This is a genomic window from Roseburia sp. AF25-13LB (assembly GCF_003478915.1).
GTDB lineage: Bacteria > Bacillota > Clostridia > Lachnospirales > Lachnospiraceae > Roseburia_C > Roseburia_C amylophila.
Map to the genome: position 1 here is coordinate 85,097 of NZ_QUFO01000007.1, position 13,203 is coordinate 98,299.

A 13,203-nucleotide genomic window follows, 5' to 3' on the forward strand; every position below is an offset into this window, starting at 1 on the left:
TAAAAAGAGGAATGCTCTGTTTTCGTAATTAGAAAACAGAGCATTTTGTATGCTGGAAATTTGCTGAATATAAGAATGAAGTTATGAATTGTCATAACAAAAACGGTATTTACTGCCACAGATATATTCATATCCAACATGGATGAGCTCATTGTGAATATCATACATTTCTGTATGAAAAAGAAACAATGGGTCACCGGGTGAAATATGAAGAAGATTGGCTTGTTCCGTTGAGGCTTTTACTGCATCAATATAAGAATTCTGTGAACAACCAATGCAGATATCATATTTTTCACGAAATAGCTGATACAGAGAACTATCTAAAGGTTCTGTCAGCAAAAATGAAAATTTGTGACATGGATAATAATTGTTCTCAATCATAATAGGTGTTGCATCTGCATATCGAATACGTTGGATATAAACAATAGAATCGCCCTCAAAGAGTTCAGCATTATCAAGATGATACTGTTCATATGGTATGACTTCACGTTTGGTTACAATAGTAGATGCCTCCATTTGATTGGCTTTGCATGCATCGGAAAAACTGAGAGTATGTTCCAGTTTACGAAAAATTTTCCGCTCTTTTACAAAGGTTCCTTTTCCCTGTTTCTTAATTAAGACCCCTTCATTACATAATTCAGTAATTGCACGCCTTATGGTAATACGGCTCACATGATATAGTTCAGACAATTCAGTTTCTGTCGGGATTTGCTGACCGGAAATATAAATTCCTTTTTTTATTTGTTCGAGTAAATCATTTTTTAACTGTTCAAACAGTGGTATATCACTGGTTGTGTTCAATTTCATAATAATATCACCTCACAAACATTATAATAACATATAATGTTTTGCATAACAATATGAATTTAAAAAACATCATATTGAAAAGATTATGTGAAAAATTGTATAAAAAGTAATAAAAAGTAAAGGGAAAGTATAAAAAATAGATAATAAAATGTTGAGAATGCTGAAAGTGATTTGAGAAAAAGAAACAATATTGCAATATAACGTTATATGATGATATAATCAATTTAACAAAAGGAGGTGGAAAAATGCAAAAAGAAGCAGACAAGATATTTCAATCAACCTGTATTTTTGATTCTGTTTCAGAAGAGGCATATCCAGGATATGTGGCAATAAAAGGAAAACAGATTCTTGAAGTCGGATGTGGAGATATCCCAAATGAACTGGTAGGTGAATCTACTGAAGTTGTGGACTATGGAGAGGGAACCATTTGCCCGGGATTTGGTGATACCCATACATTTTTCACAGGATATGTAGTGGATTATCTTGGTGTGGATTTATCAGAAGCAGTTAATCTGAAACAAATAGTTGAACGGTTATCAGAAAATCTGGAAATGAATCCGGAGACGGTCGTTTTATTTGGAAATCATTTACAACCGGAGCTGGCAGAAAAAATAAATAAGGGAGGTGAATTGGAACAGGTTAAAAGACCGGTTATTTTATTTACTGCTGGACATGGGTATTGTGCTATGAACAAAGTTGCAGAAGAAGTGTTTGGGTTTACACCAGATACATGCGGAAGTTCAGAGGCAATTTATAAAATTATGAAAATTTATCTGAATGATAGAGATTTTATTATTCCACAGTTTAAGGCATATATGTCTATGTTAAACAGCCATGGGATAACATCTGTAAAAGAAATGGGATTTGATAATTTTTATGGATTTACAGATATATTGGCTGAATTGGAACAGAAAGCAGAATTGAGCCTTCGGATTTCCTTTATGTCACAACCAGTAGGAAAGAAAATGGATTTAGCATATGGAAAAGAAATGAAGAAGAAATATCATTCTGATTTTTTAAGGTTTTCCGGTTATAATCAGATGACAGATGGATTGATTGTCTCAGAAGAGGCAGATCTGATGGAGCCATATGAGGGAAAAGATTATTGTTGCCAAAAGAATATTGATTATGCATTATTAGAAGAAGATGTACTTACAGCAGACCGTGAAGGATTCAGATTTACATTGCATTCTGAAGGGGATGGTTCCTTCCATAAAATTCTTCAGATTTATGATAAATGTGAAAAGGAAAATGGAAGATTAAAGAATCGACATGGAATTACTGATTTGGAATTGACGGGTGCAGTGGACGAAGAAAAAATGGCACAGCTTGGAGTATTTGGTGAGATTTATACACAGGTTTATAAGTTGGATTCCTGTGAAAATTGGAAACAAGACTATGATGAAAAACTTGGTAGCAGGCGGAGCCGTTATATGAATTATCGTTCAATGGCAGATCATGGTGTGATTTTAAGTGGTGCAACGGATCTTCCGATGTTAATACCGGATATACCTGAGGCAATTTATTATGGATGCGGAACCTATGCCGCAGATGGAAAAGAACCGGTTCAGCCGGAAAATGGTCTGACAATACCGGAAATGTTAAAAACCTGGACAATTGGAAGCCAGTATGCCATGGAACAGGAACATATATTAGGAACGCTGGAAAGCGGTAAGCAGGCTGATATAGTAGTTTTTGACAGGAATCTTTTCAAAACAGATATTGAAGAAATTCGAAAGGCACATGTTTTAAGAACCATATGTGCTGGACAGGATGTTTATAAAGAAATGGAGAATAGGTAAAGGAGGTTTTGCGATGAGTGACAAAACAAAAGCACATTTGAGTGCAAAAACGTTATGGGTACTTTTTATTCTGGGACTTGTAAATGCAGTTATGTATTGTTTCCCTTATATCAGATATGTGTTTTATGATCAGCAGATTGCAGCTATGGGAATTACAAATACCCAGTCAGGAATTTTAATGACAATTTATGCGGCAGCAAATACGATTACATTGATTCCCGGTGGAATATTAGCTGATAAGTGGTCTGTGAAAAAATGTCTAGTAGGCTCTATTCTGGGTTCTGTAGTTATCGGAATTATTTATGCACTTACCATGAATTTTGCAGTAGCCTGCGTATTATGGGCTGGACTTGGTGTGTCTACAATTTTTGTATTCTGGGCAGCAATAACCAAAGCAGTAGGTCAGGTTGGCACAGCAGAAGAGCAGGGAATGTGTTATGGAATTTATTATGCTGCATCAGGTATTATTTCTGCAATTTTAAATGCAGTATGTTTACAGGTAAGCCGTTTATCAGATGACCCATCTACTTCCTTTAGTATTGCAGTATGGGCAATGGTAGCATTTACAGCAGTTGCTTTAATTCTGACAATGATATTTTTTAAAGAAAAAAGTATTACACAGACAAAATCTTCTGATGAAGAATTTAAAATTAAATATGTCGGTGAAGCGTTAAAGAATCCGATGACCTGGCTCTTTTCACTGATGGTATTATGTGCATATGGTCTGTATACAAGTGTATCCTATTTTTCACCATATCTGACGGATGTACTTGGTATACCGTTGGTACATTCATCTTTTATCAGTATTGTGAGAAGTAATCTTATGAACCTTTTATGTCCGATTGGTGGAATTATCGTAGATAAGATTTTTAAATCTTCTACAAAATGGTATATTACTGCATTTGGAATTACAATTGTGATTTATGGTGGAGTATTGATAATGCCATCCAACATCAGTCCGGTACTGGCAACAATTGTTTCTTTGTTACCAAGTGCAATTGGTATGATGCTTTACGGAGTAATCTGGTCGGGATTACAGGAATGTAAATTTAAACCGATATATGCAGGAACTGTAATTGGAATTGCATCTATTATCGGATATTTGCCAGATTCTTTTTACTATATAATTTTTGGAAAGTGGATGGATAAATTTGGAAATAATGCTTATCCAATGATTTTTGGCTTCCTGATGGGAACTGCTGTACTTGGTATGGCTATAACAATTTTAATGAGAAAACTGATTAAGAAAAATAACTAAGAAAGAAGGTATTTAAAAATGCATGCATCAGAATTTAACGTAGAAAAATTTGTTGATATAATTGAAAAGGAAAATGGAACAATCAGTGAAGTATATTTTGTGGCCTGTGGAGGCTCTCTGGTTGACCTTTATTCTTCATGTTACTTTATTAACCGAGAATCATCCACCATGACAGCAGAGTGGATTACCAGTAAAGAATTTGTTTTAACCCCTCCAAAGAAACTTGGAAAACACTCTGTTGTCATTATCTGTTCACATGGTGGAAATACAAAAGAAACGGTAGAAGCAGCAGAACTTGGTGTAAAGGAAGGTGCATTTGTAATTACATATACACATACACCGGGCAGTGCCTGCGACAGTGAAAAATTCCATGCAATTGTCTATGATTGGGAGCCGGAAACATTACAGAAGGATAGACCATTAGGATTAAATTACAGTATTATAAATGAGTTGATTCACAGACAGGAGCCGGAGTATAAACTTTATGAAGGAATGAAGGATGGAATCACTAAATGCGATGCAATTATCCGTAATGCAACAAAGAAGTTTCAGAATAAGGCATGGAATTTTGCAGAACATTATTATAATGCACCATTTTTATATATTATGGCATCCGGTTCTGCATATGCACAGGCATACGGATTTGCAATCTGTTCTCTTCAGGAGATGCAGTGGATGGACTGCTGTTATCTTGATTCCGCAGAATATTTCCATGGACCATTTGAGGTAACAGATAAAGACCATATTTATATCCTCTTAAAATCGGTAGGAAAAACAAGAATGATTGATGAAAGAGCAGAAGTATTTTTAAATAAATATGCGGAAAAATATGAGATTATTGATGCAGCAGATTGTGGAATGGATGCAATAGATGATTCCTGCGTAGATTATTTTAATGCTCCATTGTTCTATGAAATGAGCGTGTTATACCGTACTGCAATTCAGAATAAGAGCGGACACCCATTGGATATGCGCCGGTATATGGGAGTTGTAGAGTACTAGACGAAAGGAGAAACAGTATGAAATATGACGTAAGTGTGGTAGGCTTTGGGGATAACGTGGTAGATATTTATACTCACGAGAATGTACAGTATCCAGGTGGAAATTGTGTAAATCTTGCTGTGTATGCCAAAATGTTTGGTGCAAAAAGGTGTGCCTATATGGGCTATTTTGGTACTGATAAAAATGCAGATCATGTTATTTCTGCGTTGAGGGAAGAACAGATTGAACTGGTAAAGTGTAAGAAAATTGAGGGAGAAAATGGTTATTCCAGATGTACCTTAGAAGATGGTGACCGTGTATTCTTAGATTATAATGAAGGTGGAGTCCGGAGCAGACATATTTATGATCTGGATGAATTTGACTTGGAATATCTTGCAGAATTTGATCTGGTACACAGTGGAAATTACTGTTATATGGAGTCACAGCTTCCAAAGATTAAAGCAGCCGAACTTCCATTATCTTTTGATTTCTCGGATGATTCTGAACCGGAATATTATGAAAAAATAGCACCATTAGTAACATATGCATTTTGCTCCTTTGATGGAACGGATGATGAAGTAAAAAAACACCTTAAGAAAGTAGCCTCTTATGGACCGAAAATTGTGTGTGCATCCAGAGGCGCAAAAGGTTGTATGCTTTATGCAAATAATGAGTTTTTTGAGCAACCGGCATATCCGATTGAAAAAGCAATAGATACTATGGGTGCAGGAGACTCACTTATTACAACTTTTATGGTAGGTTATCTTGACCGTAAGAAAAAAGGTATAGATGATAATGTTTCAATCAAAGAGAGTATAAAAGAGGCTGCAAAGTTTGCAGCAAAAGTATGCCAAATGGAGGGTGCTTTTGGACATGGAAAGGAAGTTCAGATAGATGCTTTAAAAACAAAATAAAAGAATAAAAAACGAATCGTAACACATACTATTCCGGAAAATGCAGTAAGCAAGGAGGAATGGCATGAAATATAAAACGTATCGTATCTGCCTCCTTTCACTGGTGATTCTTGCAGTGATAGGAGGCATTCTTTATTATGCGAATGAGAATGGTGATAAAAGTGCAAAAGGAGAAGGAACATTTGTAACCAGATTTATAGAAAGGATGCCATTTTCATGAGCAGTCAGCAGACAAGTCTTTATATTAAAATCGAAAAGAATTCCGTGGTCAGAGACCGCAATGTCAGATTGTCGGATGTTGCAAAGATGACCGGAACAGATACCGCAATGATACGCCAGCTAAAGCAGATGAAGATTTATTCCTTTCCACAGAAGGCGAAAAAGACAGAATATGTTCAGGTGATGACTTCATTAAAAATAATTGAAATGATACAGGCACAGTATCCGAATGTAAATATTACCAATGAAGGAGAAGCGGATTTCGTCATAGAATATGAGCCCAAACTACAGCCGGGCAAAGCATCAGAGGTTATCAAAACCAGCATTTTATGTATCCTGATTTTCTTCGGGGCAGCATTTACGATTATGGCATTTAATAATGATATTTCAGTGACAGAGCTTTTCCAGAAACTCTATTATCAGGTGATGGGGAAGGAGTCATCGGGGATTACAGAACTGGAAATCTGCTACAGTATTGGTCTGCCGATTGGTGTTATCATTTTCTTTAATCACTTTGGCAACAGTAAAATAACCAATGATCCGACACCAATCCAGGTGGAGATGCGTAAGTACGAAAAAGATGTAGATGATACTTACATTGCCAACTGCGGACGGGGAGGCAAGACGATTGATGTGGATTAGACATGTTTTCCTAGGACTGGCAGGACTGACCGCCGGCGCTGCGGTGGCTGGAGGAACCTTTGCATTCCTGATCATGCTTAATATCATCCCGCGGATGATTGGTAAATCCAAGACGGCAGGAAGGATTTATCTATATGAAAATATGATCGTGCTGGGTGGAATCGGAGGCAATCTTTTGTCGGTCTTTCTTACAATGAGAATTCCATTGGGACATATTTTCTTAGGAGTATACGGTATCTGTGCCGGTTTCTTTGTGGGCTGTGTAGCAGTTGCACTGGCTGAAATATTAAAGACTTTTCCGGTTATATTCCGGCGGCTTAAGGTAAAGACCGGATTGTGGGTGATTCTTTTATTTATGGCATTTGGAAAAATGGCTGGGGCACTTTTCTATTTCATAAGACAGCTGTCGGATTCCTGAATCACAGGGCAGGCAATTCCTTAAACGATAGGGGAATCTACAGGAGAAGTCTGTAGGACAATATGCGGCTAGGGTTGATGTTTTTCGTGGAATGTTATAAAATGAAAATATAAAAATCCGTAAGGAAGAAGTGAAAAAATGATACAGTCAATTGCACGTCAGAGTGTTGTAATCAAATGTAATCTGCAGGCATCTATCATGATGGGAAACTATGAATTCTATTATGCGGCAGGTCTTGCATACAAACTGACCGGAAATATGGCAACAGAGATTTTACAACCACAGCAGTTAATTGAAGAGGTCAACCGGATGCTGGCAGACTATTTGACAGATGATGTGCGGGAGCAGCATCTGATTCGGATGTTAAAAGATTACGAACCGGATGATAAACTAGATGAACAAATGCGTGAATTATTTCAGGAGGGACAGACAGAACAGCGTTTGTGGCAGGAATAGGAAGCGATGTTATGGGGAAGAAATTTACAATTGGGGTATTGATTGGAAATGTGCATACAGCACATCCGAAGGACCTGATGAGGGGGATTCGGGCAGCAGCAAGCGGGATGGATGTTAATGTGATTTATTTTCTGGGAACGCAGAGTGTGCGTTTCAACCAGAAATTTGCACTGGAGGATTTTGACTATCAGTACAATACAGTCTACGATTATGCAAAATTAGCGAAAGTAGATGTATTGATTATTGCATATGGCTCTCTTTGCATTTTTCAGGAAAATGAAGATAAACAGGCATTTTTGGATAAATTTGCGGGAATACCATATGTACTGTTAGAAGATGCGACGGATGATCCACGGGGTATCTATGTCATGGTGGATAACTATGGTGGTATGCAAAAATGTGTGGAGCATCTTATTATAGAACATCATTTAAAGCATCTGGTTTATCTTGGGGGACCGGAAGACAATCAGGATGCCATAGAGCGGAAAGCAGCATTTTTAAATGTTATGGCAGAACATCATCTGCCAGTGACGCCGGAAATGATGGCGGTGGGAGATTATTCGGAATTCGTGGATAATCTTGTAGAACAGCTGCTAAGGGACAATCCGGATGCCGAAGCAATTATATCAGCTAATGATGAAATGACAGTGGCGTGTTATCGTGTATGCAAAGCCCATGGACTCCGGATAGGAAAAGACATTTTGATTACCGGTTTTGATGATGTGGAGAGGGCGCGTTATAGTAATCCACCATTGACGACTGTCTCCCAGGATGCTTATAAAATGGGGCAGATAGCGGTAGAAAAGGCAGTAGATATCTGTGCAGGCAGACCGGTGGAATCTGTCCGGTTGGATGCAGAACTTATAATCCGGGAATCCTGTGGCTGCAAAGTAACACGAAGAGCGAAAGAAAAGGCAGATGAGAAAACAGAGCTGCTTCATATTATTGATGAATTAAGGCTTTTTCAGCATAAATCGTGGCTTGGCCCATTTCTGATCCGGGACCTGATGCAGGAAGCAGAGAATGAGAAATCTTTCTACCGGAAAAGTGGAGAAGTATTTTATCATCTGGGTATACGCAGTTCCCTGCTTTATCTGTTGGAGCAGCCGGTTACCTACGAAAAGGGACAGAAATGGAAGATGCCCCAAAGGATGTATTTAACTATGCACCAATACAGGGAAAATATTCAGGTATTTGAGAAAAAGGAACGTCCATATATAGATGGAAGCTTTGGTGTACCGGATTGTTGCAGCTCCGGTGAAGATTATTTTTCTTATATCAGCTTTCTATTAATTGATGGAAAGCGGCAGTACGGACTATTGATGCTTGAGATTGAACCGGAAGAGATTTCTTTTTATTATATACTGGCATTGCAGCTTGGAACATCTCTCCGTTTTCTGGAAGCAAATATTAAACAGAAAAAATATCGTGACCGGCTGCGGGAAAAGAATGAAGTATTAAATTTTATTGCAATTTATGATGAACTGACAGGAATCTATAACCGCAGGGGACTGATGGAGAGTCTGGTCCGGTTTAATCAGGACAATTTAGGGAAAAAAGCCTGTCTTATGATAGCTGACCTTGACCATTTAAAGGAAATCAATGATAATTTTGGCCATGCAGAAGGAGACTGCGCAATTCGGACAGCAGCAGGAATTGTAAAAGAAGTCTTTGGACAGTATGGAGATGTGGGAAGATTCGGAGGGGACGAATTTGCAGGCATTGTAAGATATAGCGAGATGGAAGAGAAGGAACAGCTCATTTACAATATTCACCAGAAATGTGAACAGTACAATGAACATTCCATGAAACCGTATTATGTTGGAATTTCAGTTGGAGTAGTAGAATTTGTCTGTGAAAAGAAGATTGATTTTATTGAGATGTTTAAGCATGCTGATGAATATCTGTATGAGGAAAAAAGGAAACGGCGCAAGACAGTCTGCCGTAATGTAAATTTCGAGAATTCGTAATAAGCCGGTGTTGAAAAACAAACGAAAATATGCTAGAATAAAGCAAATCATATGGTAACGTTTCCATGCAAATGAAGACGTAAAGAGCGGGGAGAAAGATATGCTTACAATTGGAAAAACGGGGTAATACGGATGAAGACAAGAAAGCAGTTGGAAGTAAAGAAAGAGAAGCTTAAGAAAGTAAAGCCAAAAAAGGAAAAGTTAAAGAAAGAAAAGGTAAGAAAACCGAAGAAAGAACGGATTAAGAAGGAAAGACCGGCAAAACAGATGGAAAGAAAGCCACAGCCGAAGAAAACAGGCAACAGTAGAAAGGCTGCGAAGGATAAGGGAATGGGGCTTCGTGGCATTCAGGTGAAATTAATCGGGGCATTTATGATTCCGGTTATCCTGTTTGTTATCATTGGTTTTATGATTTATTCAAAGTGCAGTACTACCTTGAATAGTACATACGAGGCTTCTGCAAATACCAGTGTTGGTACATTGGAAGAGTATCTCGGACTTGGTTTTGAGAATATTGAACTGATGGCAACACGTCTTTCTATTAATTCTACAATTACAAGTTATTATACAGGTTCAGAGGTAAAGTCAGAGTCTATGCTGATGGATGCAAAAGTTGCATTGAGCAATGAATCTACTGCAGACAAATTCATCGATCACATTATAGTTTGTGCGAAGAGTGGAACAGCATGCAGTGAAAAGGGTGCAATCCGTGGAGATGTATATAATGCGTTTGTTGAGTCGGAAGAAGGAAAGAATGTAGAGTCTGAGATTGGCATGGGAAGTATGTGGATCAGCAGCCACCCAGCCATTGATGAAGTCACCGGATATGACAGTGATGAGTATGCATTATCTCTTGTTACCGTTCTTAAGAATAATAGCAATAAATCTGTTGGATATATCATCATTGATGTTAAGACAAGCTTTATCCAGGATATATTAGACAATGCACAGATTAGTGATAACAGCATCAAGGGCTTTGTATTAGAGGATGGAAGCCAGGTGTTAAGTGGAGATAGTGATATAAAATTTACAGATACGGACTTTTATCAGGAAGCATTAGCAGGAGAAAATCTGCAGGGTTCTAAAGAAGTGTCTTATGAGGGCGCAGATTATCTGTTTACATACAGCAGGATTGAAGGTACGAATATGCTGGTATGTGCCATGGTTCCGCAGAAAGAGATTATGGCAGGTGCACAGGCGATTCTCAGATATACGTTAATTGCCGTAGCAATATGTGCAGTTATTGCAATCGTGGTAGGTTCCGTTCTTGCAAGCGGAATTTCCAAAGCAATCCGTAAGGTTAACCGTGTCTTAAAGAAGACCTCCGATGGAGATTTGACCGGACAGATCAGCATGAAGCGTAAGGATGAGTTTAATGTGTTGTCATCCAGCATTACCAATATGATTGGCAGTATGAAGGATCTGATTCTCAAGATGACCAATGTCAGTGGTCATGTTTCTGATTCGGCAGTCCAGGTAGGAACCAACTCCGAAGTTTTATTGGAAGTAACAAAGGATATCACGGAAGCAGTGGATTATATCAACAGTGGTATTTCCCAGCAGGCACAGGATACGGAAAGCTGTCTGGAGCAGATGAATGGTCTGGCAGAAAGAATCAATGTTGTACATGAGAATACTGATGAAATCAGCGAAATTGCCCAGGAAGCCCAGGGAGCAATTGAAAATGGTATGGTTATCGTAGCAAACCTTGGTGAAAAAGTTCAGGGTACAACGGAAGTAACAGAGACCATCATCCGGGAAATCAGAGAACTGAACAAAGAATCTATTGCAATTAACAGCATCATCGGAACAATCAATGAGATTGCAGAACAGACTAATCTTTTGTCTTTAAATGCATCAATTGAGGCGGCGAGAGCCGGTGAAGCAGGAAGAGGATTTGCAGTAGTTTCTGAAGAAATCCGTAAACTGGCAGAACAGTCCGGAAATGCGGGTAATCAGATTGGTGAGATTATCAATCATATTCAGGAACGTCTGGCAGCTACCATCGAGACAGCTGGACTTGCAGGCGAGAGCGTTGCATTCCAGACAGAAGCATTGAATAATACCGTTGATGTATTTAAGAATATCAGTCAGCAGGTAAGCAAGCTGGCAGAGGATGTTGAGAAGATTACCCAGAGTGTGGGTGGCATCGAACAGGCAAAAGAAGATACCATGAATGCCATCGAAAGTATTTCAACGACCTCTAACCAGACAGAATCTGCATCTGAAGAACTTGCCCGTAGTACAGAGAAACAGTTACAGGCAGTAGAAGTATTAAATGATGCGGTAAAACGGCTTCAGATGGATGCAGAGGATCTGGATACATCAGTAAGTATCTTCAAGGTACAGTAAGGAATATAATTCGGCAGTCAGGTTTCTGGCTGCCGTTTTTTACTTTACAGGAAATTGCTTTCCTGTAAAGTAAAAAAACGCTCCGCGAGGATGCGCACTGCGGCGTATAAGGTAGATGTCGCAAGCGACCGCCGCAGGCGCGGGAATGTGCCAAGGCACATTCTTTGTTTCGTAAAGAATCCGTAAGAAGCTGTTAGTGACAGGTTCTGTAGGGCGAGCTTGATATTATGGCATAGAATACATATAATAAGAGTCAGAGTATTTCAAAAGTTTGAGAAATCTAAGAAGTTGAGATAGAAAAGAGGAGAAATAAATATGCAGACAGGAAAAGCAATTTCAGTTCCGGCAATTCTGAAAGTCGGAAATGGCACGTTAAATCAACTGGGAAGTTATTTAAAGGGAGAAGGTCTAAAGCAGGTAGTTATTTTCCTTGGAAATGGTTTGATTGATATGTTTGGTGAGACTGTAATGGAATCACTGAAAAAAGAAGAAATTACAGTATTGGAGTATAGCGAACTGGATACCGTTGATATTGATGATATTATAACGCTTGCATTTTCCATGCCGAATAAAACGCAGGCAGTTATTTCAATTGGTGGCGGAAAAGTAATCGATGCCGGAAAATATGCCGCATTTTTAAGAAATATTCCATTTATCAGCGTACCGACCTCCAGTTCCAGTGATGGATTTTCCAGTGCCAGTGCATCCCTTTTGGTGCATGGTAAGAGAACTTCGGTTCCGGCAAAACTGGCTTATGGCATTGTGGTGGATACGCAGATTATCCGCACGGCACCAGAGAAATTTATTTATTCCGGTATCGGAGATATGATTTCAAAAATCACAGCATTATATGACTGGATTTATGAGGAAAAATGTGGTTACTCTACGGTAAATGATTTTGCGGTTATGATAGCGAAGAAAGCGGTGAACAGTTTTGTCCGGACTCCATATCAGAGCATCAAGGATGAATTGTTTTTAAAAGAACTGGTGGATTCTCTAGCCATGAGCGGAATTGCCAATGAAATAGCCGGAAGCAGCGCACCGACCAGTGGAAGCGAGCACCTGATTTCGCATGCACTGGACAAATTATTGGAAGTGCCACAGTTACACGGTATTCAGGTCGGTATTGCAACCTATATCATGAGCAAGGTGCACAATCACAGATATGTGCGGGTACAGACCGTATTGGAAGAGACCGGATTTTTTGATTTTGCAGCAACACTTCAGATGAAAAAGAGCGATTTCCTTGCGGCAATTGATTTGGCACCGTCTATTAAGCCATTCCGTCACACTTACCTTCACGAAGAAAAATACCGGGAAGAAGCAAAGCGTCTGGTGAGAGAAGATGAAATCTTAAATCGTATATTGGTTGACTGACATTCAT

The 13,203-nt window shown here is 38.7% G+C and carries 12 protein-coding genes; 11 read left to right on the forward strand and 1 reads right to left on the reverse strand.

Features of this window, described 5'->3' with window-relative positions:
* Nucleotides 1–81: 81 nt before the first annotated feature.
* The gene (locus tag DWY37_RS10900; protein WP_117699199.1) at nt 82–807 is read right to left on the reverse strand and encodes a GntR family transcriptional regulator; all 726 of its coding nucleotides are present in this window, start codon (nt 805–807) and stop codon (nt 82–84) included.
* Nucleotides 808–1,052: 245 nt separating this feature from the next.
* Here DWY37_RS10900 and DWY37_RS10905 point away from each other — a divergent pair, with 245 nt between their 5' ends.
* From DWY37_RS10905 to DWY37_RS10950, 11 genes are all read left to right on the forward strand, one after another.
* Nucleotides 1,053–2,609, forward strand: a complete 1,557-nt coding sequence (locus DWY37_RS10905) for an amidohydrolase (RefSeq protein WP_117698961.1) — start codon at nt 1,053–1,055, stop codon at nt 2,607–2,609.
* A gap of 13 nt (nt 2,610–2,622) precedes the next feature.
* Nucleotides 2,623–3,867 (forward strand): MFS transporter, encoded by a 1,245-nt coding sequence (locus DWY37_RS10910; protein ID WP_158561532.1) that lies wholly within the window; start codon nt 2,623–2,625, stop codon nt 3,865–3,867.
* An 18-nt stretch (nt 3,868–3,885) separates the two neighbouring features.
* Entirely contained in the window at nt 3,886–4,869 is a 984-nt protein-coding gene (locus DWY37_RS10915; protein WP_227700321.1) for an SIS domain-containing protein, read from the forward strand.
* Between the two features lie 17 nt (nt 4,870–4,886).
* A complete protein-coding gene (locus DWY37_RS10920) occupies nt 4,887–5,762 on the forward strand; it encodes a PfkB family carbohydrate kinase (protein WP_117698959.1) in 876 nt (291 codons plus the stop codon).
* Between the two features lie 64 nt (nt 5,763–5,826).
* Entirely contained in the window at nt 5,827–5,982 is a 156-nt protein-coding gene (locus DWY37_RS15840; protein ID WP_156454679.1) for a hypothetical protein, read from the forward strand.
* Nucleotides 5,979–6,623 (forward strand): stage V sporulation protein AA, encoded by a 645-nt coding sequence (locus DWY37_RS10925; protein ID WP_117698958.1) that lies wholly within the window; start codon nt 5,979–5,981, stop codon nt 6,621–6,623. The genes DWY37_RS15840 and DWY37_RS10925 overlap by 4 nt, the downstream gene beginning before the upstream one ends.
* On the forward strand, nt 6,613–7,041 hold the full coding sequence (locus DWY37_RS10930) for a stage V sporulation protein AB (RefSeq protein WP_118177149.1): 429 nt from the start codon (nt 6,613–6,615) through the stop codon (nt 7,039–7,041). The genes DWY37_RS10925 and DWY37_RS10930 overlap by 11 nt, the downstream gene beginning before the upstream one ends.
* Before the next feature lie 138 nt (nt 7,042–7,179).
* On the forward strand, nt 7,180–7,497 hold the full coding sequence (locus DWY37_RS10935; protein WP_117698956.1) for a DUF3837 domain-containing protein: 318 nt from the start codon (nt 7,180–7,182) through the stop codon (nt 7,495–7,497).
* An 11-nt stretch (nt 7,498–7,508) separates the two neighbouring features.
* Entirely contained in the window at nt 7,509–9,467 is a 1,959-nt protein-coding gene (locus tag DWY37_RS10940; RefSeq protein WP_117698955.1) for a GGDEF domain-containing protein, read from the forward strand.
* Between the two features lie 132 nt (nt 9,468–9,599).
* Complete coding sequence (locus tag DWY37_RS10945) at nt 9,600–11,819, forward strand: methyl-accepting chemotaxis protein (protein ID WP_118541619.1); 2,220 nt, start codon at nt 9,600–9,602, stop codon at nt 11,817–11,819.
* Between the two features lie 315 nt (nt 11,820–12,134).
* A complete protein-coding gene (locus tag DWY37_RS10950; RefSeq protein WP_117841808.1) occupies nt 12,135–13,196 on the forward strand; it encodes an iron-containing alcohol dehydrogenase family protein in 1,062 nt (353 codons plus the stop codon).
* The last annotated feature ends 7 nt before the right edge of the window (nt 13,197–13,203 follow it).